Genomic DNA, 23017 nt, shown 5'->3' with positions numbered 1-23017 from the left:
ATTTGACCTGGTCCTTAACATAGTGGGGTGACTCAACTGATCGACACCCCGGTGAATGCCGCTCCCCTCGCCTCCGATGTGCCCGCGCCCGGATACGAGGTGCGCACTCTGGGCTGCCAGATGAACGCTCATGACTCCGAGCGCATCACGGGTCTGCTCGAAGCGGCCGGGTACGTCCCCGCGGTGGACCGGGATCCGGATCTGGTGGTGTTCAACACGTGCGCTGTCCGGGAGAACGCGGACAACAAGTTGTACGGCCAGCTGGGTCAGCTGGCCCCGGCCAAGAAGCGCAATGAGCGCATGCAGATCGCCGTGGGTGGCTGCCTCGCCCAGAAGGACCGTTCCACCATCGTGGAGAAGGCCCCGTGGGTCGATGTGGTTTTCGGCACGCACAACATCGGTTCTCTTCCGGTGCTGTTGGAGCGTGCCCGTCATAACCACCGGGCCGAGGTCGAGATCCTCGAATCCCTCGAGACGTTCCCCTCGACTCTTCCGACCAAACGCGACCAGGCGTACGCGGGCTGGGTCTCCATCTCCGTGGGTTGCAACAACACGTGCACGTTCTGCATCGTTCCGCAGTTGCGCGGCAAGGAAAAGGACCGCCGCCCCGGGGACATCCTGGCCGAGGTGCAGGCGCTGGTAGATTCCGGCGCGGTGGAGGTCACGCTACTGGGTCAGAACGTCAATTCCTACGGTGTGGAGTTCGGGGACCGCGGCGCATTCGCCAAGCTCCTCCGTGCCTGCGGGGAGATCGACGGTCTCGAACGGGTGCGCTTCACCAGCCCCCACCCCGCGGCGTTCACCGATGATGTGATCGACGCGATGGCCGAGACCCCCAATGTCATGCCGCAGCTGCACATGCCGCTGCAATCGGGTTCGGACCAAATCCTCAAGGACATGCGCCGCTCCTACCGTTCCAAGAAGTTCCTGGGGATTCTGGATCGCGTTCGCGAACAGATCCCCCACGCGGCAATCACCACGGACATCATTGTCGGTTTCCCCGGCGAGACCGAAGAAGATTTCCAGGCCACCATGGACGTGGTCGAGGCGTCGCAGTTTTCCTCCGCGTTCACGTTCCAATACTCGATCCGCCCGGGGACCCCCGCCGGTGAGATGACGAATCAAGTACCGCACCACGTTGTTCAGGAACGATTCGAACGGCTGACGGCCCTGCAGGACGGGATCAGCGCGCGTTTGAATCGGCAGCTGGTTGGCTCCACGGTGGAGGTCCTGGTCAGTGCCCACCAGGGTCGAAAGTCCGAGAGCACCCATCGCTTGAGCGGCCGCTCCCAGGATCAGCGACTCGTCCATTTCTCGGTGCCCCAGGGAGCTGAGGCGCCTCGCCCGGGCGACTTCGTGACGGTTCCCGTGACCGCAGCCGCGGCCTATCACCTGCTGGCCGACCCCAAGGACTCAACCGAGTACTCCTTGCGCCGGTCCCGGGGCGGAGACGCGTGGGACGCGGCGCAGGCGGAGTCGTGCGGCACCGGTGGTTCCGGGAAGCCAGGCGCCGTGGGCTTGGGCATGCCGGCCCTGCGCACCACGTAGGGTGACCGACATCTCCCGGCCATCTGACGGGCCGCCCCTGGTGGCCGTGGTCGGCCCCACCGGAACCGGCAAATCCGATCTTGCTCTGGCTCTCGCCGAGAGCCTGGACGGCGAGATCATCAACGGGGACGCCCTCCAGTTCTACCGCGGCATGGATATCGGCACGGCCAAACTCTCGATTGCTGAGCGGCGGGGGATCCCGCACCACCTCCTGGACATCATGGACATCTCGGAGGAAGCCTCGGTTGCCAAGTTCCAGGCGGACGCTCGTGCCGCCATTGACGACGTCGCCGCGCGCGGCAAGGTGGCGATCCTCGCCGGAGGTTCGGGGTTGTACGTGCGCGCGGCCGTGGACGCCATTGAATTCCCCGGAACGGATCCGGCGGTGCGAACACGGCTGGAGACCGAGCTGGCCACCCAAGGACGAGGCGCGCTCATGGCGCGACTGAGCGACGTCGACCCCCCATCCGCGGCGCGCGTGAAGGACGACCGTCGCCTGGTTCGCGCGCTGGAGGTCTACGAGGTCACCGGGCGGGCATTCACCTCATTCATGCCCCAGCGCGCCTACGTGCGCCCCACCGTTCAACTGGGCCTGGACATGGAACGCGAGGTCCTCAACGACCGACTCGCCCGACGCATCGACGCGATGTTGGCGGCGGGCTGGCTCGACGAGGTGAGCTCTCTCGAACGGCAGGGCCTGCGCGAAAGCCCCACCGCGGGCAAGGCCCTGGGCTACCCCCAACTCTTGGACGTACTTGCCGGGGTGCGGACATTGGAAGCTGCCCGTGAGGACACCGTGGTGGCTACCCGGCGCTTCACCAAACGCCAGCGCACGTGGTTCCGCGCGGATCCCCGCGTGCACTGGCTCGACGCCGCTCACCCCGCAGGCCCGGCCGCACTCGCGCGGGAAGCCGCGGCGCTGCTGCAATCCGCGTAAACTGTCGGCCGTGACTGTAACTGAGGATCGGGGAGTGGACACCGTGGACTGGCGTGAATTGGTGAACCAAGACGTGGTCAAGGCCCACGGAACCGGAAATGACTTTGTGGTCTTCACGGACGAGAACGGTGAGATCTCGCTGAGCGCGGACACCGTGGCCGCCGTGTGCGACCGCCACATGGGTCTGGGCGCGGACGGCGTGATTCGCGCGGTCCGGGCGAGCGAGCTGCCGGAGGGCCGGAAACTCGCGGAACAAGATCCCTCCGTCGAGTGGTTCATGGACTACCGCAACGCGGACGGCTCCATCGCGCAGATGTGCGGCAACGGGGTCCGCGTTTTTGTGGATCATTTGGTCCGTGAGGGCCTCGTGGAGCTCCCGCAGGGATCGCAGCTGCGGATCGGCACCCGCGCGGGGATACGCTCGGTGGCCCGCACTGACGGTGGTTATGCCGTGGACATGGGTCCGTGGAGTTTCATGGCCGGCGAGGACGCACGGGACAAGGGCTCGGACGCCGTGGTCACGACCGACGGTTTGAGTGTCCCACGCCCGGGCTTGTCCATCAGCATGGGCAATCCCCACACCGTGGTGGCGCTGTCCGAGGACGACAAGCTGGACCGGCTGGATCTGCGCCATGCGCCGGTGGTCTCCCCGGAGCCAGAGGACGGCACCAATGTCGAATTCGTGGTGCCGGTGGACCACGAGGACACCGAGGTCGGTCGGATCCACATGCGGGTGTTCGAACGAGGCGTGGGAGAAACCCACTCGTGCGGTACCGGAGCGTGCGCCGCCGCCGCGGCAACTCGATTCTGGGGCGGCGCCGAGGCCCCGGACCGCTGGTTGGTGGACGTGCCCGGAGGCGTGGTGTCCGTGACGTTCGTCCCGGCCACGGACGGTACCGAGCATGTTGTGCTGGCCGGTCCCACTCGGGTGGTCGCCCGCGCGGTCCTGGTGTAGTCGTACCGGCCCGGACTGCGGTTCCGGGAATGACGGCGCTACCGCGCGCGTTCCACCCTCAGTATCCGGAAACCCTTGTCCGTGGCCGCGCGCTCGATCGTGAACTCTGCTTCATCGAGGACCGTGCCGAGCCAACGCTGAAGGGAATCGCCCCCCAGGTTTTTCTGCACCACCAACCAGGCGGTTCCACCGGGGGCCAGACGAGGCAGCCACGTCAGTAAGATGTCGTGCAGCGCGTCCTTGCCCACCCGAATGGGCGGGTTGGACCACACGGTGTCGAACTGACGTCCCTCGGGCACATCCTCCGGCCGGTAGGTCTCCACACGGGTCAGGCCGTGGGTCTGCGCATTGCGGCGTGTGAGTTCCAGGCTGCGGTCGTTGACATCGACGGCGGTCACGGTGGCTTCCGGATCCGCCAAACCCATGGCCAGGGTCAACGGACCCCAGCCACAGCCGATGTCCAAGAAGTGGTGACCGTGCGGATCGGGGACGTTGCGTAATAGCGCGGCGGTTCCCTTGTCCAGGCCGCCGGGGGAGAACACCCCGGCGGCGGTACGAACCCGCACCTCGCGGCCCCTCAGGTCCACCGAAATCTGCCGGGGTTTCTCCGGCAGGGACGGGTCGGTCACGAAGTAGTGCTGAGGGTGCGGTTCTGTGGCCATGGCTCCACATGCTATCGCTCAGTGCCCCGTGTCGGGGTGCGGCGATAGACTGAACGAATTACCAGCAGTTGGCAGATCAAGGAATTATGACTGAATCTCACCGCCCCGAAGACTCCCAACACCGTGCTCCGGTGAACTCCGGAGAGCCCTCGGGTGCCGATCTCGAAGACGTCGTCGCCAGGGTCCTGGCTCGCGCCCGTGCCCAGCAAGAACCGGCCATCTTCCGAGACGCCGCAGAGGACGCGTCCGAGCATCGCCGCGACACCCTGGGCCGCGCCCGAGAGCTCCACGACGAAGATCCGCACTTCTCCGACGCCGACGGCGAGCAGCAAGACCTCGCCGAACGTCACGCCCTGCGCCGTGTTGCCGGGCTGTCCACCGAACTCGAAGACGTCACCGAGGTCGAATACCGCCAGCTGCGGCTGGAACGAGTGGTACTGGCGGGGCTGTGGTCCGCAGGAACGCTCGGAGACGCTGAGAACTCACTGCGCGAACTGGCCGCGCTCGCGGAGACTGCCGGTTCGGAGGTCATGGACGGAATGCTCCAGCGTCGCGTGACTCCGGACCCCGGCACGTACCTGGGGTCGGGCAAGGCAATCGAACTGCGAGACGTCGTTGCGGCGACCGGTGCTGACACCGTGGTCGTGGACGCCGAGCTCGCACCCTCACAGCGCCGCGCCCTGGAGGACGTCGTCAAGGTCAAGGTCATTGATCGCACCGGCCTGATCCTGGACATTTTCGCCCAGCACGCCAAGTCCAAGGAGGGCAAGGCCCAGGTCGAATTGGCCCAGCTGGAATACATGCTTCCCCGCCTGCGCGGCTGGGGTGAGTCCCTGTCCCGTCAGGCCGGTGGTCGTGCGGCGGCCGGTGAGGGCATCGGTTCCCGCGGCCCGGGTGAAACCAAGATCGAGCTCGACCGACGCAGGATCCGCCAGCGCATGTCCAAACTCCGTCGCGAGATCGAGGCCATGAAACCGGCCCGTGAAACCAAGCGGCTCAACCGCAAACGTTTTTCGGTGCCGTCCGTGGCCATTGCCGGCTACACCAACGCCGGGAAGTCGTCGCTGCTCAACCGCCTCACGGACGCCGGTGTGCTCGTGGAGAACGCGCTGTTCGCCACGCTGGATCCCACCGTGCGCAAGGCGGAAACCCCGGACGGCATCGGCTACACGCTCTCGGACACCGTGGGTTTCGTGCGCTCGCTGCCCACTCAATTGGTCGAAGCTTTCCGCTCCACACTGGAGGAAGTCGCCGACGCGGATGTGATCGTGCACGTGGTGGATGCCTCTCACCCGAATCCCGAGGGTCAGCTCAAAGCAGTCCGCGACGTCCTCACGGACGTGGGTGCAACCGACATCCCGGAAATCGTGGCTCTCAACAAAGCTGACGTCGCGGATCCCGTGGTGCTGGGTCGACTCCTCAACCATGAGAGCCCGTCCGTGGCCGTCTCCGCTCGGACGGGAGAGGGCATGGAGGATCTCAAACAGCTGATCTCTCGGGCCATTCCCCGCCCGGATCACGAACTGGATCTGCTGATTCCCTACGTTCACGGTGAGGTGGTCTCGCGGCTGCACGCCCAGGACGCGGAGATCCTGCGCACGGAACACACCGAGGACGGCACCCGCCTGCGAGTGCGCGTGCGGGGGAGCCTTGTCGCGGAACTCGAGCCGTACCGGCTAGGAGCGGCGCCATCGGGGGACACCGACAGGCCCGAACCCGGCGTGGAAACCGCATAGGTATGGCAGACCCGTTCATTGACGAGACCGGGCGAGACATTTCGGGCATCCGACCCGAGACCCTGCCCGGAGCCAAGGATTCCCTCGCGCTCCTGGACGCCGCCGTGACCGCCATGGGTGGGCAACGGAGGGAAGGGCAGCGGTTCATGACCGTCAAGGTGGCCGAGGCGCTGGACTCGCGCAAGCACCTGCTGGTCCAAGCGGGCACGGGCACGGGCAAATCGCTCGCCTACCTGGTTCCGGTGTTCGAACACGCTCAGACCGCTGACAAGCCCGTGATCATTTCCACGGCAACCTTGGCGCTGCAGTCGCAGGTCACCGGCCGTGACGTGCCGCGCGTGCTCGACGCCGTCGAGGAACACCTGGAGCACCGGCCCAACGTCGCGCTGCTCAAGGGTCGCTCGAATTACGCGTGCCTGCACAAAATAGGCGGTGGTTACCCCACCGACGACGACGCCGCTCTGTTCCATCTCGCCGAGCCGGCCGGTTCCGCCCGGACCGGTGACACCGCGGTGGGTAAGTTGGGCCAGCAGGTCAAGCGACTGCGGGAATGGGTCGAGTCCACCGAGACCGGTGACCGTGACGATGTGCAGCCTGGTGTCTCCGATGCGGCCTGGCGGCAGGTGTCCGTCACCGCGCGCGAATGCATCGGACGCAAATGCCCCCTGATCGAGGAATGCTTTGCGGAGAAGGCGCGGTTGGCCGCCGGCGAGGCGGATGTGGTGATCACCAATCACGCGTTATTGGCCATCAACGCTTTCGAGGGATTGGCCGTGTTGCCCGAACACGACGTGGTGGTCGTGGACGAGGCCCACGAATTGCAGGACCGAGTGACCGGGGCGGTCACGGGCGCGCTGTCCGGTGCGGCCGTGCGAGCCGCTGCCAGCGGGGTGCGCAAGCACACCGCCGCTGCGCACGAAGACTTGGACAAGGCCGCGGACGCCTTCGACCGCGCGTTCAACGGTGATCCGAACGGGCTGCTACCGCGAGGCTTTACCGAGGAGCAGGTCTATGCGGTGCGCGGCGTTCAGGACGCTGCCCGCGCCGGGCTCAGTGCCACCAAGGGTGATTCCAACGCGGAGGACGCCGGCCGACATGCCGCGCGTTCCCGGCTGTCGGAACTTCTGGACACCGCCGATCGGATGCTCGGTGCCAATACGGATCACGATGTCCTCTGGATCTCCCGGGTGGGCCGCTGGGACCAGTCCTCCGGGTATATGTCCCCGGATGCGGGGGAGCCGGCAACCCTGAACATTGCTCCGCTCAGTGTGGCTGGTGCCCTTCGAGAAGGACTCTTCGACGGCCGGACGGTGGTGCTGACGTCGGCCACCCTGGCGGTGGGTTCGTCGTTCTCATCCGTGGCCGGTGCGCTCGGCCTGCAGGGCGCGGGGGCCCCACCGTGGCGCGGTGTGGACGTGGGAAGCCCGTTCAACTACCCCAAGCAGGGGATCCTGTACGTTGCGCGGCACTTGCCCAAACCGGGCCGGGGCGTGTCCTCGGACCAGTTGGCGGAACTGGCCGAATTGCTCAGGGCCTCCAACGGTGGCGCCCTGGGGCTGTTCTCATCCCGCCGCGCCGCCGAAGAGGCCGCCGAGAAGTTGCGTGAGGTGATCGACACCGAGATCCTCTGCCAGGGTGAGGCGTCCTTGCCGTCCCTGGTGAAGGAGTTCACCGATGACCCGGCTGCCAGCCTGTTCGGGACCATGAGCCTGTGGCAGGGGGTGGACGTGCCCGGCAACTCATGTCGTTTGGTCGTGATCGACCGGATCCCGTTCCCACGGCCGGACGACCCGCTGGGAACCGCCCGCACCCGTGCGACCGAACGGGCGGGCGGCAACGGGTTCATGGCCGTATCGGCAACGCACGCGGCGGTGAAACTTGCGCAGGGCGCGGGACGCCTCATTCGTTCAAGTAACGACCGCGGCGTGGTGGCCGTTCTGGATTCGCGACTCGCGACGGCGCGCTACGGCACGTTCCTGACCAAGTCCCTGCCGCCGCTGTGGCCGACTGCGGACAAAGCCACGGTCCTGGGCGCACTGAAGCGGTTGAGCAGCTCGCAGTAGTCCCCCTGCCATGACCTGCCGGCAGGTTGGCGTCACGGATGAGGGTGGGCGAACACCGGGGCGGATCACAGGGAGCGGAAAACCGACACGACCTTGCCCATCACGGTGGCGTGATCGCCCAGGATGGGTTCGTACTGCGTGTTCTGGGGCAACAACCACGTGTGTCCGTCGCGTTGCCGGAAAGTCTTCACCGTGGCCTCGTCGTCCAGTAAAGCCGCCACGATCTCACCGTTGACCGCCGTGTTCTGCTGGCGCACCACGACCCAGTCGCCGTCGCAAATGGCGGCATCGATCATGGAGTCACCCGAGACCTTCAGCATGAACAGGTCACCGTGACCCACGAACTCGCGCGGGATGGAGAACACGTCTTCGACCGACTGCTCAGCCGTGATGGGACCACCGGCGGCGATTCGCCCGACCAGGGGCACCGATGCCATGGCGCCGTCTGAACTGCTCGCGGGCAACTGATTGATGTTGTGCACCGAGCCGGTGGATGACGTGGCAGCCGGCTCCGCAGTGCGGGTCTCACCCACTTCCCGGGCCAGTTCGGCCTCGGAGAGGGGACGCAGAACTTCCATGGCGCGGGGGCGCCGCGGGTCCCTGCGGATGTACCCCAGCTTTTCCAACTGACCCAGCTGATGGGTCACGCTCGACAGGGACGCCAGGCCCACGACGTCGCCAATCTCGCGCATGGACGGCGGGTAGCCGCGCTCACCGATGGATCGTTGCACCGCGCCCAGAATGGTGCGCTGGCGAGCGGTCAGTGGCCGCTGTGAACGCGTGGACTCCGAACCGGAGGGGGAAGGTGTGCTCACGAGTTGGGGTCCTTTCACCGTTTTCCACCGCGGAATCAACCGCGAGGTATGCCGTACCCGCCGTGTTCGATCCGGCCGCTTATGCGTGTCGGAGCTGGTCGATCAACTAGTACGGCTGTCGCTTAAAGACTAGTGCCCCCGGAGTGAGGACTCAAACACATGTTCGATTTTTCTCTCGACAAGGTTCGTACACCCGTGCTAGAACTTAACTCCGGTATTCGAAAACGTGTTCTAACACCGGGAAGAGGGTTCGAACACCCCGCCGCTGTATCCCGCGGTCACCGGAGAGATCACCAGGAGGTTGCCATGACCACACGCATCTTGCCCACCAGTGCTCGCAGCATTGCCCGAGCCCCCAAGCTCAATCTCACCCGCCGCGGGCGGCTCGTCCTCATTGGGTTGCCCCTCATGACGGGTGCCGCGGCACTATTGGTGGTCGCCGTCATCTTTTTGCTGCCCACCACGGTTCAGGCCACCAGCGACCCGGTGGGTGAACCGGTGACCCATACCGTGAGCGTTCAACCCGACCAATCGCTGTGGGAGATCGCGTACGCCGCCGACCCGGCGCGCGACACCCGCGAGGTCATGGACGACATCGTGGAGCTCAACGGGTTGGCTTCCTCGGAGATCTCCGCCGGTCAACTGCTGGAGGTCCCCGCACGCTGAATCGTGCGCAGGCCTCCCCGGCGCTTAAGCTAGGGGAGTGAGCCAAAATCTCGATCGTTTAGAAGCCCTGCCCGTGCGTGAGAACCTCCGGGGCATGTCCCCGTACGGTGCCCCCCAACTCGATGTTGCGGTGGCACTCAACACGAACGAGAACACCCATCCCGTTCCACAGCCGGTGGTGGACGCCATTTCGAAGCGCGTTTCGCAGGCCGCCGGGCAGCTCAATCGCTACCCCGATCGGGAGTTCACGGAACTTCGCACCGCCCTCGCCGGCTATCTGGGACACGGACTGAGGGCGGAAAACCTCTGGGCCGCCAACGGGTCCAACGAGATCTTGCAACAAATCCTGCAGGCCTTCGGGGGCCCCGGCCGCTCGGTTCTCACGTTCGTCCCGACCTACTCCATGTACCCGCTGCTCGCCTCCGGCACCGGCACCGAGTTCATAGCGGGCCGGCGTGCAAAGGACTTCACGTTGTCGGCCGAGTCCGCGGCGCAGCAGGTTCGTGAGCACGCCCCGAACATCGTGTTCCTGTGCTCACCCAATAACCCCACCGGTACCGCGCTGGGCCTGGACGTGGTTCACGCCGTGTACGAGGCCGCCGCCGAGACCAATTCCATGGTCATTGTGGACGAGGCCTATGCGGAATTCGCACGATTCGGCACGCCGTCAGCCTTGACCCTGCTCGAAGGTCGCCCTCGGCTGGTCGTCACCCGCACCATGAGCAAGGCGTTTGCCCTAGCCGGCGCCCGGCTGGGCTATTTCGCCGCGGCCCCCGAGGTCACGGACGCCATTCGTTTGGTGCGATTGCCCTATCACCTTTCCGCCGTCAGCCAGGCCACAGCGCTGGCGGCCCTCGAGCACCATGATGTCCTGCTCGCTACGGTGGAAGACATCAAGATGCAGCGGGACCGCATTGTGGATGACCTCAAACGCCTGGGTTTCGAACCCGCGGAATCCGATTCCAACTTCGTGTTCTTCGGCGGTATGGAGGACGCCCACCGGATGTGGCAGAACCTCCTGGACCAAGGGGTTCTAGTGCGCGACGTGGGGATCCCCGGCCACCTGCGGGTCACCGCGGGCACCGATGATGAGACCACCGCCTTCCTGACCGCGGTGGAGAACTACCTGCACCACGAGTGAGCGGCGGGGGAGTCATCCGACGGTCACCGGGCAGGCGCGCCGGACCGCCCACTAGACTGGACATCGCCGCTGTTTCCGGCGGGCACTTGTAGAAATCGAGGAGTCACACCCCGTTATGTCCCCAACCAACTCACCTCGTACCGCCGTGGTGGAACGCGTGACCAGCGAATCCACGGTGCGCGTAGAGCTGAACCTGGACGGTACCGGCCAGTCCACCATCGAGACCACGGTGCCCTTCTACAACCACATGCTGACGGCGTTGTCCAAGCACTCCCTGATCGACCTCACCGTGCAGGCCCACGGGGACACCGACATCGACGTGCATCACACGGTCGAGGACACCGCCATTGTGCTCGGCGACGCCTTTCTGCGGGCACTCGGTGACAAGAGGGGCATCCGTCGTTTCGGACAGGCCACCATCCCCTTGGACGAGGCACTGGCTTCCGCGGTCGTGGACGTCTCGGGCCGCCCCTACGTGGTGCACACCGGTGAGCCGGAGGGTCAGCAGTACCACTTGATCGGTGGGCACTTCACCGGTTCCATGACCCGCCACGTCTTCGAGTCCTTCGCCCACCACGCGCAACTGTGCCTGCACATCGACCTCATCCGTGGCCGGGACCCGCACCACATCGTGGAAGCGCAGTTCAAGGCGCTGGCCCGCGCGTTGCGCGAGGCCGTGGAACCCGATGCCCGCATGGCTGACTCCATTCCATCCACCAAGGGAGCTTTGTGAACCCCGAGAACCCGCAGGTGACCGACACCGAGCTGGCCCCGTGCGTCGTCGTTCTCGATTACGGCGCGGGCAATGTGCATTCCGCCGTGCGAGCGCTTGAAGCTGCGGGAGCGAGGGTCAAGCTCAGCGCGGACCCGGAGGACGTCATGGACGCCGACGGGCTCGTGGTTCCGGGTGTGGGTGCGTTTGCGGCCGTGATGGCCGGATTGCGGTCGGTCCAGGCGCCTCGGCTCATCGATCGCCGCTTGAGCGGTGGCCGTCCCGTTCTGGGTATTTGCGTTGGGCTGCAGGTCATGTTCGATGAGGGTGTCGAACACGGTGAGCGCTCGGACGGTCTGGCTCAGTGGCCGGGAACCGTGGAGCGGTTGAACGCGCCCGTGGTTCCCCACATGGGATGGAACACCGTGGAACCGCCGGAGGATTCGGTGCTCTTCAAGGGCATTGAGGACGAACGGTTCTACTTCGTGCACTCCTACGGTGTGCAGGATTGGAATTTCGATCAGACGATCGACCGCATGAGGGCGCCCGGGGTCACATGGTCCGAGCACGGTGGCCCGTTCGTGGCCGCGGTGGAGAACGGTGCGTTGAGCGCCACGCAGTTCCACCCGGAGAAGTCCTCGGCCGCGGGGATCGCCCTGCTGCGCAACTGGCTGGGCACACTGCCCCGGACCGGTCGCATGGCCGAGCGCATGCCCGTGCGTGGCGCGGAGGTCGAGAAGTGACCTCCTCCATGTTGACCATGGTGCTGGGCGCGTTCTTCGTGGGCGGTGCGATTTCCTTCCAACAGCAGAAGAAACCCCTCTGGTCCGTGCTGTTGCTGGCGATCATTGCCCTGGCGCTGGTCGGTTACGGCGCGTATTCCTGGATCACCTCCCTGTAGTGTCCCGCCGCGGTCCGGGCCGCGGCACCCAGCTTGTACGTCGATGTCGAATTTTTCGCGCGGTACTCACCGCCGGTAAGGAGAATCATGTCCCAGGACACCACCCCCCGTTTGGAATTGCTGCCCGCCGTTGACGTGCAGGACGGCCAGGCCGTTCGTCTGGTGCAGGGTGAAGCCGGTTCGGAAACCGGTTACGGAGATCCCGTGGAGGCCGCTCTCCAGTGGCAGGACGCCGGTGCGGAATGGCTGCACCTCGTTGATCTGGATGCGGCCTTCGGGCGCGGTGACAACATCGACGTGTTGCGTCGCGTGGCGGAGCGGATCGAGATGAAGATCGAAATGTCCGGCGGTATTCGCGATGACGAGTCGCTCGAGCGGGTCCTGTCCTTGGACCCGGCCCGCATCAACTTGGGTACGGCCGCATTGGAGAACCCCGAGTGGACCCGGCGCGTGATTGCCGAGCACGGAGACGTGATTGCCGTGGGCCTGGACGTTCGAGGGACCACGCTGGCTGCTCGCGGCTGGACCAAGGAGGGCGGCGACCTCTGGGAGGTCCTGGATCGCCTCGAGGCCGATGGCTGCTCCCGCTACGTGGTCACGGACGTCACCAAGGACGGAACGCTCAAGGGGCCGAACGTGGATCTGCTGGCCGAGGTCGCTCGCCGTACCGACAAGCCCGTGGTCGCCTCCGGCGGTGTGTCCTCCCTGGCGGACATTGCCGCGCTGCGCGAGCTCGTCCCCGTCGGTGTCGAGGGCGCGATCGTGGGCAAGGCCCTCTACGCCGGCAAGTTCACGCTTCCCGAGGCCCTGGACGTGGCCGGTCGCCCGAATGCCTGACAGTTCTTCCTCCCCACAACTGCCCGCCCACATCGCTGCGCAGTTGCGCTCGGCCGGCGGCGCCCAGGACACGGGCGGCCAGGCATGGGAGGGCCGCAACCTGGGTGAGGGCACCAGCCACACACACCTGTTCCCGGACGACGACGGCGCCTCGGCACCCGCGGTCGCCTCCGCCTTGACGGCGTGGCGCGGCGGGCACGCCTCCGAAACGGCAGTCATTGCCGCGCTACCCGGTAGCAGGGTGTTCGTCCCGATCGTGGCCGAGGTCTCGCACTCCCAGATCACGGACCACGGACTCGTGTCCGACAAGGAAGTGGACATGGCCCTCGTGAGTTTGCGGACCGCGGACGGGCGCAAGGCCCTCCCGGTGTTCACCGCGGTGGACGAACTGTCCGCGTGGAACCCCGACGCGCGACCTGTCGCGGTGGACATCCGCAGGGCCGCACTGTCCGCGGTGCAGGACGGTTCGGACCTGCTGGTGGTGAACCCTGCCTCCGACCCGGCCTTCGTGGTGCGTCGCCCGGCCATGTGGTGCATCGCGAAGGACACGCCGTGGACGCCGTCGTACGCGGACCTCGCCGTGGACGATGCCGTACTGCGCGCGGCACTGGGCATGGACGGTATCGTGTCCGCGCGCACCGAACCCGGGTCCGGAATCCACGGACGCCGCTCCGACGGGGTGATGCTGGACGGCGGGGCGACCGGGCCCGAACTCGTGATCGTGTTGCAGCTGACACCCGGACTGACCCGGGAAAAAGTTCAGGCAACGATCGACCGGTACCAGCAGAAGCTGGCTACCGAGCCGATCATGGCCGAGAACGTGGATTCCTTGGGACTGCGCCTGACCGCTTAGCCGAACACGGGTCCGGTGAACTTCTCACCGGGACCGGAGCCGGGGGCATCCGGGAACGGGGAGGCTTCGCGGAAAGCCAACTGCAGGGACTTGAGCCCGTCTCGCAGGGGGGCGGCATGCTGGGAGCCGATCTCCGGTGCGGCTGCGGTGATGTAACCGGCCAGCGCGGTGATGAGTTTGCGGGCCTCGTCCAGGTCCTTGAGTTCCTCGGCATCGTCGCCGGCGGCCAGGCCGCACTTGACCGCGGCGGCGCTCATGAGATGCACGGCGGCCGTGGTGATGACCTCCACCGCGGGAACCTCCGCGATGTCGCGCATTTGCTCGTTGACGGCCGCTACGGTCTCGTCCGCTGCGCCGTGTCCGTCATGGCCGGGGAGGTGGTCGTCGAATTCAAAGCGCTCGTTGCGCGGTGCGTCGGTCATGGATCTACTCTAAATCAGTCCCACGTCCGCGGCGCACGGCCCGCCCACCGCCGCGGACAGACAGGGATCACGATTACGGTTCGCGCACACCGTCGACCATGCGCTAGACTGTAGGGCAGTGTGCAAGTGGAGGTATCTCCCACCCGCGTCCGCCCGCTTCATCATGGGTTGTAGGACACCGGGTCAGTGACCGGAAATCCGAGGTCCATGCCGCACGGCATGTGATTCATGGACGTTTCCGATGACAGTGTGGTTTCAACCTCCGCTCGCGCCTTCCGCAGCGGAGGTTTTTTGTTGCGGTCGTTCACAGCAACGGGGAAACCCACGAACATCAGGAGATTGGCATTAGCGATCCACGTATCAATGACAGAATCCGTGTCCCGGAGGTCCGTCTCGTCGGACCCGGCGGCGAGCAGGTTGGCATCGTACGCGTCCAGGACGCACTGCGGCTAGCACGCGAATCGGATCTCGATCTGGTCGAGGTCGCACCGAACGCCAAGCCTCCCGTGGCCAAGCTCATGGACTTCGGCAAGTACAAGTACGAGGCCGCGGTCAAAGCGCGTGAGGCTCGCAAGAACCAGGCGAACACCGTGCTCAAAGAAGTTCGGTTCCGCCTCAAGATCGACACTCACGACTATGAGACAAAGGTCGGTCACGCCAAGCGCTTCTTGGGCGCCGGCGATAAGGTCAAGGCCATGATCCAGTTCCGCGGTCGTGAGCAGCAGCGCCCCGAAATGGGTGTCCGGCTGCTGGAGCGACTGGCTGAGGACGTCGCCGAGGTGGGTGTGGTGGAGACCAACCCCCGCGTTGACGGCCGCAACATGGTCATGGTGATCGGTCCGCTCAAGAACAAGGCAGAGGCTCGCGCCGAAGCCCGTCGTCAGAAGCAGCGCGACGAGTCCAAGGCGAACAAGGACCGTAAGCAGCGGGTCGACACCTCTCAGGCCGCACCCGTGACCCAGTCCATCGGGGACGCGTTCCCGGAGGAGCTGCGGAACACGGCAAGCGCACCGGAGACCACCCAGGATGAGGCCCCCAAGGCCGAGCCCAAGGTGGTGGCTGCACCGGCCGTCGATCCCGAGATCGGTCAGGCTGCTCCGGCAGTCACCGAGACCGAGGAACAGGCCCAGCAGCGCAACGCGGAGTCCGAGGCAGCGTCCACCGAGAAGCCCAAGGCCGCGGCGTCGTCAACCAAGCCCAAGGCGGCACCCAAGCCGGCAGCGGCGGCCAAACCCAAGGCCGCACCCAAGCCCGCTGCGGCTCCGAAGCCCGGTGCACCCAAGCCCGGCGCTCCTAAGCCGGGTCCCGCTAAGCGCTGAGGCGCGCAGCACACAGTGAATTGACAACGTTGGGCGTGCCACACGCTCAACACAAGCGTGGCCGTCGCTGAAAAGCGGCGGCCCACCGGTGCGCGTCATCGGTTGAACCAAAGGAGACGGCCACTATGCCGAAGATGAAGACCCACAGTGGAGCTAAGAAGCGTTTCAAGCTCACCGGTTCGGGCAAGGTCAAGCGCCAGCAGGCCAACCGCCGCCACTACTTGGAGCACAAGTCTTCGCGACTGACCCGCCGCCTCGCGAGCGATCAGATCGTGAGCACCCCGGGCGAGGCCAAGGCCATCAAGCGGATGCTGGGCAAGTAAGCCAAGCGCTACACCAAGTTTTGTGCCGTGACAGCGGCACCGTGCACATTTGAGATTGTTCCGATCGCGATCGGAACCGAACCGTAAGGAGTACACACGTGGCACGTGTGAAGCGGGCGGTCAACGCCCACAAGAAGCGTCGTGAAATTTTGGAGATGGCCTCCGGTTACCGCGGACAGCGTTCGCGCCTGTACCGCAAGGCCAAGGAGCAGGTGCTGCACTCGTACACCTACTCCTACAACGACCGTCGCAAGAAGAAGGGCGATTTCCGTCGCCTGTGGATCCAGCGCATCAACGCTGCATCCCGCGCCAACGGCCTGACCTACAACCGCTTCATCCAGGGTCTGAAGGCCGCCGAGGTTGAGGTGGACCGTCGCATGCTGGCAGAGCTGGCCGTCAACGACGCCAACGCTTTCGCCGCTCTGGTCACGGTCGCCAAGGACGCACTGCCGGAGGACACCTCCGCACCGCGCAACGCTGCCTGATCAGGTTCGTGAACTTCACCGAGCGCCTGGGAGACCGGCTGCTGTCCAACACCCGTTCCGATCGGGTTCGTGACGTGGCCGCGTTGACCAGGCGCTCGGTTCGTTCAAAGCGCGCAATGTTCCGTGCCGAAGGCCCGCAGAACGTGCGCGAAGCACTACGACTGGCCCTGTCTGACACGCCCCCGCCGGGGCTTCCTGGGTTGGACGCCGTGTACGTCACCGAGGCGGAACTGGAGCGCCACCGGGACATCGCCGCGGATCTGGAAGCCGTCTCCGAACGCGGGGGAGTGTTCATCCGCGCGGTCACCGCAGAGGTGCTCGCGGCCATGACGGATGCCGTGACACCCCAGGGAATGTTGGCCGTGTGCTCCCTGCCCTCCCTCACCCTCGATCTCACGTTCGCGCGGGTCGAGCTTGCCTGCGTCCTGGTACGCGTTCAGGACCCCGGTAACGCGGGAACGGTCGTGCGCGCCGCGGACGCCGCCGGCGCCCGCGCCGCCGCGTTCACCTCCGGCAGCGTGGACCCGTTCAACCCCAAGGCGGTGCGCTCATCGGCGGGCTCGCTGTTCCACGTCCCGGTGGTCACGGGCGCGGAGCTGGCCGAGATCGCCGCGGCCGCCCGCCATCACGGCCTCGGAATTCTCGCCGCCGACGGGTACGCGGACGTCCTGGTCGACGAACTCGCCGACGTCGCTCTGCTGCGATTCGCGGGCTCGGCTCCGCCCGCGGACGCTCCCTATGACTTGTCCCGCCCCACCGTGTGGCTGTTCGGTAACGAGGCCCAGGGCCTGACCGACGAGGACAAGGCGCACGCCGATGTTGCCGTGGCCGTGCCGCTCTACGGCGCCGCGGAATCCCTCAACGTGGGTACCGCCGCAACCGTGTGTTTGTATTCCTCGGCGCGCGCCCAGCGCCGCGCGCGCTCATGAGCGCTTCCGCGTCCCGTGATCGCCTCACCAGGGTCACGGGTGCGGCGATAATTGACAATGTTCAATCACCCACCAGATTGTTAGTGGCCCAGCGCGCCTATCCCGAGAAGCTCCGGGGGCTGTGGGAGTTCCCGGGCGGGAAGCAGGATCCCGGCGAGGGCGCTCAGGAAGCGCTCGTGCGGGAATGCCGCGAGGAGCTCGGCGTCACTGTCCGACTGCTCGAGGAAGTCTCCGCTCCGGACCCGGAGGGCTGGCCCCTGAAGGGGACCGCGGTGATGCGTGTCTTCACGGCGGTGGTCACCGATGACCGTGAACCCGCCGCAGGGGAGGACCACCTGCAACTGCGCTGGGTGGCGCTGGCCGATCCCGATCCGATCCTCGACCTGGACTGGATCCCAGCTGATCTGCCCATCGTGGGGGCACTGCTCGAGCAGCTTGACGTCAGCAACCCCAAAACTGTGAGGCACGGACACTGACCATGGCGCAGCACACCGAGACTCGGCACGATCCGGCAGCGTGGAGGGCCCTGTGGGCCATGGTCCTGGGGTTTTTCATGATCCTGGTGGACGCCACCATTGTTTCCACCGCCATTCCCGCACTCATAGCGGGCCTCGACGCGCCCATCGGGGCAGTCCTGTGGGTGACCAGCGCCTACCTCCTGGCCTACGCCGTGCCGCTGTTGATCACCGGGCGGCTGGGTGACCGCTTTGGTCCGCGCACCATGTACTTGTTGGGCTTGTCGATCTTCACCGTGGCGTCACTGTGGTGCGGATTCGCCGGGAGCATCGAGAGTCTGGTTGCCGCCCGTGTCGTCCAAGGGCTGGGCGCGGCTATTCTCACGCCGCAAACCATGTCTGTGATCACCCGGATGTTCCCGAGCGAGACTCGCGGCACCGCCCTGGGCATTTGGGGCGCCACGGCCGGTATCGCCACGTTGGTCGGGCCGCTGTTGGGCGGTGTGCTGGTGGACCTGGCCGGTTGGCAGTGGATCTTCTGGGTCAACGTTCCGGTCGGGATCTTTGCCCTGTGGCGCGCGGCCAAGTACCTGCCGCGCTTCGAACGTCGCAGCCATCGCCTGGACATCCTCGGTGTACTGCTCTCCGGTGTGGGTCTTTTCCTGATCGTGTTCGGCGTGCAGGAAGGACAGACGTTCGGCTGGTCCACCGTGGTCGGCCCCATCACCATCCCCATGGTCATCGGAACCGGTGTGGTCGTGATGATTGGGTTCGTCGTCTGGCAGGCCAAGAACCGCGCGGAGCCGCTGGTGCCGCTCGAATTGTTCCGCGACCGCAATTACTCGCTGGCCAACGTGGGGATCGGGGCGGTCAGCTTCACCGTGAACTCCATGATCATCCCCGCGATGCTCTACCTTCAGCTGGTCCGCGATCTCGATCCCACGCTGGCGGCACTGAGCTACGCGCCCATGTCCTTGTTGTCCGCGATCCTGGCTCCGCTCGTCGGCCGCGCACTGGCCCGGCGGACTCCGCGGTCCCTCGCCCTTCCCGGGATGATCATCATGTCGCTGTCGTTGGCCGCCTATGCCTTTGCCCTGCGCGTGGACACCCCCGTGTGGTTGCTGGCCGTCATGACCCTGGGCATGGGCCTGGGCAGCGCCCTGGTCTGGTCCCCGGTCTCGATCACGGCCACCTCCAATCTTCGCCCGGACCGCGTGGGCGCCGGCTCCGGGGTATTCAACGCCACCCGCCAGGTCGCCGCCGTTCTCGGCGCGGCCATGGTCGCAGTGCTGTTGCAGGCGCGACTGGCCGCGAACCTGCCGGAGGCTGCGGGGACCGCGTCACTCGCGGCGTCGTCGAATGCCGGTGGTCTACCCGAGGCGGCACGGGAAGGCTTTGCCGCCGCCGTGACCCAGACCCTGCTGCTCCCGGCCGCCGTGCTGCTGCTCGGCGCACTTGCCGCCGCGTTCTTCGCCCCGCCGCGCTGGTGGGGAGAGCACCAGACCGAGAGCTCCTGACCGATCCACTAGACTGACCATGCCCGCACCGTGATCGTTGCGGGCATTTACGCGGGGACCGTGGCGCAGCGGTAGCTGCCAGGTCTCACGCTGAACCCGTCCGCGAGCAGGAACGCGAGAAACCATGTCCGAACCCACACCGTCCATCGAGGTGGACCCCACCGACGAGGCCGGGGTCACCTCAGCCGTAGAGCGCGCGCTCGCCGAGATCGAGGCGGCCGCCGATCTCGACGAACTCAAGGCCGTGCGACTGGCGCACACCGGTGAGAAATCACCCCTCGCGTTGGCCAACCGCACGATCGGTGGGCTGGACAAGGCGCAGAAGGCCGTGGCCGGCAAGCTCGTCGGCCAGGCCCGCGGCCGCGTGAACAAGGCGATCGCCGCACGCACCACCGTGCTCGAGGAAGAGCGTGACGCCCGCATCCTCGTGGAGGAGGCGGTGGACGTCACCGCGGCCACGCGGCGCACCCGGCTGGGCGGGCGCCACCCGCTCACCAACCTGATGGACCGCATTGGCGACGTGTTCGTGGGTATGGGCTGGGAGATCGCGGACGGTCCCGAGCTCGAACACGAATGGTTCAACTTCGACTCCCTGAACTTCAAGCCGGACCACCCCGCCCGCCAGCTGCAGGACACGTTCTTTGTGGACCCGCCGTCCTCGCACCTGGTCCTGCGCACCCACACCTCACCGGTCCAGATGCGCTCTCTGCTCGAGCGTGAGCTGCCGGTGTACGTGGTGTGCCCGGGCAAGACCTACCGCACGGACGAGCTGGATGCGACCCACACCCCGGTGTTCCACCAGGTGGAGGGCCTCGCCGTGGATGAGGGCCTGTCCATGGCCGATCTGAAGGGCACGCTCACGCACTTCGCGCGCGTGATGTTCGGCGAGGAAGCCCAGATCCGGCTGCGCCCCAATTACTTCCCGTTCACCGAACCCTCCGCCGAGCTGGACGTGTGGCACCCCGCCGCCAAGGGTGGGCCCCGCTGGATCGAGTGGGGCGGCTGCGGCATGGTGCACCCCAACGTGCTGCGCGCGGCCGGTATCGACCCCGAGCGGTACTCGGGCTTCGCGTTCGGCATGGGCATCGAGCGGACCCTGATGTTCCGCAACAACGTCCCGGACATGCATGACATGGTCGAGGGCGACGTTCGGTTCAGCGAGCACTTCGGGATGGAGATCTAATCATGCGAGTTCCTTTGTCATGGCTGCGCGAATACGCGCCAGTACCCGAGAACGCGACCGCCGAGGACGTCCTGGCCACCCTGGTCAAGGTGGGCCTGGAGGAAGAAGACATTCACCGCCCCACGGACGAGCTGTCCGGGCCCATCGTGGTGGGCCAGGTGCTCACCATGGAACCGGAAACCCACTCCAACGGTAAGACCGTCAACTGGTGCACCGTGCGCGTGGTCCCGGAGGGCCAGGAGCAGACCCTGACCGGCAAGGGCATCGACCCCTCCGGTGTGCAGGGCATCATTTGCGGTGCCCACAACTTCACCGTGGGCGACAAGGTCGTGGTGACCTTGCCCGGTGCCGTGCTGCCCGGTGACTTCAAGATCTCCGCTCGTAAGACGTATGGCCACACTTCCGCCGGCATGATTGCTTCGGTGCGTGAACTGGGCATCGGTGACGATCACGACGGCATCCTGGTGCTCTCCACCGTGGGCCTGGACCCGGAACTGGGTTCGGATGCCATGGAACTGCTGGGCCTCTACGATTCCGCCGCCGAGATCAACGTGACGCCGGACCGCGGGTACGGTTTCTCGGTGCGCGGTGTGGCTCGCGAGTACTGCCACGCCACGCGTTCCCCGTTCACCGATCCAGTGGTCGAGCTGGCACCCACGGTGCCGGTCGCCAACGACGCGGGCTTCCCGGTCACGCTCGCCGACGATGCCCCGATTCACGGCCGCGACGGCTGCACTCGGTTTGTGACCCGCGTGGTCGAGGGCGTGGATCCGTCCGCACCCACCCCGCCGTGGCTGGCGTCGCGTTTGCGGTTGGCCGGGATCCGTTCCCTGAGCCTGCCCGTGGACATCTCCAACTACGTGATGCTCGAGTACGGCAACCCGATCCACAACTACGACCTGGACACCCTCCAGGGCGGCATCACCGTGCGGCGCGCGCAGCAGGGGGAGAAGCTCACCACGCTGGACGACAAGACCCGTGAGCTGGACCCGGAGGATCTGCTCATTACGGACGAGTCGGGTCCCATTGGCCTGGCCGGTGTCATGGGTGGCGCCACGACCGAGGTGTCTGACTCCACCACGCGCATTCTCGTAGAAGCCGCACGGTTCGACGAGATCTCGATCGCCCGCACCGCGCGCCGCCACAAGTTGCCGTCGGAGGCGTCCAAGCGCTTCGAACGGGGCGTGGACCCGCAGGTCGCCCCGGTGGCCGCTCAGCGCGTGGTCGATCTGCTGGTCGAGCTCGCCGGGGGCACCGATTCGGGTGCCGTGACCGACGTCGACCGGACGGTGGCTCCCGAGAACATTGAGCTGCCCGCCGGCTACGCCGAGGCGCGTGTCGGCGTGGACTACTCGCCCGAGACCATTGAGCATTCGCTGCGCGAAATCGGCGCCGAGGTCGTCGAGACCGCGGACGGCTGGACGGTCACCCCGCCCACGTGGCGCCCGGATCTGAGCGACAAGGAAGACCTGGTGGAGGAAATCGCCCGCCTTGACGGGTACGACAAGATCCCCGATCGCCTCCCGGTGGCCCCTCCCGGCCGCGGCTTCACCCGCTGGCAGGCCGCACGACGCCGCGTCGCCAACTCACTGGCCGCGGCGGGCCTCACGGAGGTGCTCAGCTACCCCTTCGTCTCCCAGGACGAGAACGACCTGTGGGGTGCCGCCGAGGCGAGCGCCACCGTGACGTCGGTCAAGCTGGCCAACCCGATCAGTGAGGCCAAGCCGCTGCTGCGCGTGAGCATCCTGCCGGGCCTGCTCGAGGTGCTGAAGCGCAATCACGCGCGTGGTTTCCGTGATCTTGCGCTGTTCGAATCGGGTCACGTCTTCCTGGCCGAGGGGTACACCCCGGACACCCAACCGATCCCGCCGCTGGGACAGCGACCCTCCGAAGAGGAGCTGGCGCGCCTGAATGCGGCCATTCCGGATCAGCCGCGCAAGCTCGCCGCGGTCTTCACGGGCCACGACGTCGCTGCGGGGCCCTGGGTCGCGCCGCGGCGCCTGGATTGGCAGGACGCCCTGGATTCCGCGATGCTCGCCGCCGCCGTACTCGGTGTGGAACTGACGGTCGAGCAGGGTCAGCATCAGGCATTCCACCCGGGCCGCACGGCGGTGCTGAGCACAGCCGACGGCGCGGTGATCGGTGTGGCCGGTGAACTGCACCCGAAGCTCGTGGCGGCGCACAATCTGCCGGAGCGCACGTGCGTCATGGAACTGGACCTCTCGGCATTGATCGAACGGGAGATCCCGTCCGTGGTGGCCGAGGCGATCTCGGGTTACCCGGCGGCAACGCAGGACGTGGCACTCGTGGTGGACGCCGATCTTCCGGCGGCGGACCTGCTGGCCACCGTGGAGGGCGGCGCCGGAGACCTGCTGGAATCGGCCAACGTGTTCGACGTGTACTCGGGTACCGGTGTGGCGGACGGCAAGAAATCCGTGGCGATTGCCATGCGATTCCGAGCTTCGGACCGTACCCTGACCGCCGATGAAGCATCGGAGGCGCGCAACGCGGCCGTGGCCGCGGCCGAATCCGCCCACGGTGCGCAACTGCGCAGCTGA

General features: G+C 66.5%; 23 protein-coding genes. 20 read left to right on the top strand and 3 right to left on the bottom strand.

What is annotated here, in order from left to right; all coding sequences use genetic code 11:
- Positions 1-27 precede the first annotated feature (27 nt).
- From miaB to dapF, 3 genes are read left to right on the top strand one after another with little or no spacing between them, the layout of a single operon-like run.
- Positions 28-1548 (top strand): tRNA (N6-isopentenyl adenosine(37)-C2)-methylthiotransferase MiaB, encoded by a 1521-nt coding sequence (gene miaB, locus AC3ENJ_RS04050; RefSeq protein WP_431813168.1) that lies wholly within the window; start codon positions 28-30, stop codon positions 1546-1548.
- A 1-nt stretch (position 1549) separates the two neighbouring features.
- Positions 1550-2485, top strand: coding sequence for a tRNA (adenosine(37)-N6)-dimethylallyltransferase MiaA (miaA, locus tag AC3ENJ_RS04045; protein WP_431813167.1), 936 nt, complete (start codon positions 1550-1552; stop codon positions 2483-2485).
- Positions 2486-2495: 10 nt separating this feature from the next.
- On the top strand, positions 2496-3440 hold the full coding sequence (gene dapF / locus AC3ENJ_RS04040; protein ID WP_431813166.1) for a diaminopimelate epimerase: 945 nt from the start codon (positions 2496-2498) through the stop codon (positions 3438-3440).
- Between the two features lie 38 nt (positions 3441-3478).
- On the opposite strand, the gene AC3ENJ_RS04035 is transcribed toward dapF, so the two are convergent.
- Positions 3479-4102, bottom strand: a complete 624-nt coding sequence (locus AC3ENJ_RS04035; RefSeq protein WP_431813165.1) for a class I SAM-dependent methyltransferase — start codon at positions 4100-4102, stop codon at positions 3479-3481.
- Between the two features lie 86 nt (positions 4103-4188).
- On the opposite strand from AC3ENJ_RS04035, the gene hflX reads away from it, so the two are divergent.
- Together hflX and AC3ENJ_RS04025 are read left to right on the top strand one after the other, a co-directional pair.
- A complete protein-coding gene (gene hflX, locus AC3ENJ_RS04030; protein ID WP_431813164.1) occupies positions 4189-5838 on the top strand; it encodes a GTPase HflX in 1650 nt (549 codons plus the stop codon).
- 2 nt (positions 5839-5840) lie between these two features.
- Positions 5841-7901 carry an ATP-dependent DNA helicase gene (locus AC3ENJ_RS04025; protein ID WP_431813163.1) on the top strand — a complete coding sequence of 687 codons (2061 nt, stop codon included), beginning with the start codon at positions 5841-5843 and terminating at the stop codon, positions 7899-7901.
- A gap of 65 nt (positions 7902-7966) precedes the next feature.
- Here the strand turns inward: AC3ENJ_RS04025 and lexA are convergent, their stop codons facing one another.
- The gene (lexA, locus tag AC3ENJ_RS04020; protein ID WP_431813162.1) at positions 7967-8716 is read right to left on the bottom strand and encodes a transcriptional repressor LexA; all 750 of its coding nucleotides are present in this window, start codon (positions 8714-8716) and stop codon (positions 7967-7969) included.
- Positions 8717-9022: 306 nt separating this feature from the next.
- Between lexA and AC3ENJ_RS04015 the strand changes: the two genes are divergently transcribed.
- The 7 genes from AC3ENJ_RS04015 (at position 9023) to AC3ENJ_RS03985 (ending at position 13826) form a co-directional block, all read left to right on the top strand.
- Positions 9023-9382 carry a LysM peptidoglycan-binding domain-containing protein gene (locus AC3ENJ_RS04015; RefSeq protein WP_431813161.1) on the top strand — a complete coding sequence of 120 codons (360 nt, stop codon included), beginning with the start codon at positions 9023-9025 and terminating at the stop codon, positions 9380-9382.
- A gap of 37 nt (positions 9383-9419) precedes the next feature.
- On the top strand, positions 9420-10523 hold the full coding sequence (locus tag AC3ENJ_RS04010; RefSeq protein WP_431813160.1) for a histidinol-phosphate transaminase: 1104 nt from the start codon (positions 9420-9422) through the stop codon (positions 10521-10523).
- A 115-nt stretch (positions 10524-10638) separates the two neighbouring features.
- Positions 10639-11256 (top strand): imidazoleglycerol-phosphate dehydratase HisB, encoded by a 618-nt coding sequence (gene hisB, locus AC3ENJ_RS04005; protein ID WP_190781595.1) that lies wholly within the window; start codon positions 10639-10641, stop codon positions 11254-11256.
- The gene (gene hisH / locus AC3ENJ_RS04000) at positions 11253-11978 is read left to right on the top strand and encodes an imidazole glycerol phosphate synthase subunit HisH (RefSeq protein ID WP_431813159.1); all 726 of its coding nucleotides are present in this window, start codon (positions 11253-11255) and stop codon (positions 11976-11978) included. Before hisB ends, hisH begins: the two co-directional genes overlap by 4 nt.
- A complete protein-coding gene (locus tag AC3ENJ_RS03995) occupies positions 11975-12136 on the top strand; it encodes a CG2302 family histidine operon protein (RefSeq protein WP_190807523.1) in 162 nt (53 codons plus the stop codon). The genes hisH and AC3ENJ_RS03995 overlap by 4 nt, the downstream gene beginning before the upstream one ends.
- A gap of 87 nt (positions 12137-12223) precedes the next feature.
- Complete coding sequence (gene priA, locus AC3ENJ_RS03990; protein ID WP_431813158.1) at positions 12224-12973, top strand: bifunctional 1-(5-phosphoribosyl)-5-((5-phosphoribosylamino)methylideneamino)imidazole-4-carboxamide isomerase/phosphoribosylanthranilate isomerase PriA; 750 nt, start codon at positions 12224-12226, stop codon at positions 12971-12973.
- Positions 12966-13826 (top strand): SseB family protein, encoded by an 861-nt coding sequence (locus AC3ENJ_RS03985; RefSeq protein ID WP_431813157.1) that lies wholly within the window; start codon positions 12966-12968, stop codon positions 13824-13826. Before priA ends, AC3ENJ_RS03985 begins: the two co-directional genes overlap by 8 nt.
- On the opposite strand, the gene AC3ENJ_RS03980 is transcribed toward AC3ENJ_RS03985, so the two are convergent.
- Complete coding sequence (locus AC3ENJ_RS03980) at positions 13823-14248, bottom strand: DUF1844 domain-containing protein (RefSeq protein WP_190781591.1); 426 nt, start codon at positions 14246-14248, stop codon at positions 13823-13825. The two genes, AC3ENJ_RS03985 and AC3ENJ_RS03980, sit on opposite strands and share 4 nt — an antisense overlap.
- 338 nt (positions 14249-14586) lie before the next feature.
- On the opposite strand from AC3ENJ_RS03980, the gene infC reads away from it, so the two are divergent.
- The 8 genes from infC (at position 14587) to pheT (ending at position 23017) form a co-directional block, all read left to right on the top strand.
- A complete protein-coding gene (gene infC, locus AC3ENJ_RS03975; protein WP_431813350.1) occupies positions 14587-15567 on the top strand; it encodes a translation initiation factor IF-3 in 981 nt (326 codons plus the stop codon).
- A gap of 125 nt (positions 15568-15692) precedes the next feature.
- The gene (gene rpmI, locus AC3ENJ_RS03970; protein ID WP_016998296.1) at positions 15693-15890 is read left to right on the top strand and encodes a 50S ribosomal protein L35; all 198 of its coding nucleotides are present in this window, start codon (positions 15693-15695) and stop codon (positions 15888-15890) included.
- A gap of 98 nt (positions 15891-15988) precedes the next feature.
- Positions 15989-16375, top strand: coding sequence for a 50S ribosomal protein L20 (rplT, locus tag AC3ENJ_RS03965; RefSeq protein ID WP_190807526.1), 387 nt, complete (start codon positions 15989-15991; stop codon positions 16373-16375).
- An 8-nt stretch (positions 16376-16383) separates the two neighbouring features.
- Positions 16384-17304: a TrmH family RNA methyltransferase gene (locus AC3ENJ_RS03960; RefSeq protein WP_431813156.1), complete on the top strand. Its 921-nt coding sequence runs from the start codon at positions 16384-16386 to the stop codon at positions 17302-17304.
- On the top strand, positions 17301-17780 hold the full coding sequence (locus tag AC3ENJ_RS03955) for a (deoxy)nucleoside triphosphate pyrophosphohydrolase (RefSeq protein WP_190781588.1): 480 nt from the start codon (positions 17301-17303) through the stop codon (positions 17778-17780). Before AC3ENJ_RS03960 ends, AC3ENJ_RS03955 begins: the two co-directional genes overlap by 4 nt.
- Positions 17781-17782: 2 nt before the next feature.
- Positions 17783-19276, top strand: coding sequence for a DHA2 family efflux MFS transporter permease subunit (locus AC3ENJ_RS03950; protein WP_431813155.1), 1494 nt, complete (start codon positions 17783-17785; stop codon positions 19274-19276).
- A gap of 124 nt (positions 19277-19400) precedes the next feature.
- Positions 19401-20459 (top strand): phenylalanine--tRNA ligase subunit alpha, encoded by a 1059-nt coding sequence (pheS, locus tag AC3ENJ_RS03945; protein WP_190781586.1) that lies wholly within the window; start codon positions 19401-19403, stop codon positions 20457-20459.
- 2 nt (positions 20460-20461) lie between these two features.
- A complete protein-coding gene (gene pheT, locus AC3ENJ_RS03940; protein ID WP_431813154.1) occupies positions 20462-23017 on the top strand; it encodes a phenylalanine--tRNA ligase subunit beta in 2556 nt (851 codons plus the stop codon).

This window comes from Kocuria sp. cx-455 (genome assembly GCF_057707085.1).
The sequence above is the reverse complement of the archived record's forward strand: the minus strand, read 5'-3'. Positions and strand labels throughout refer to the sequence as shown.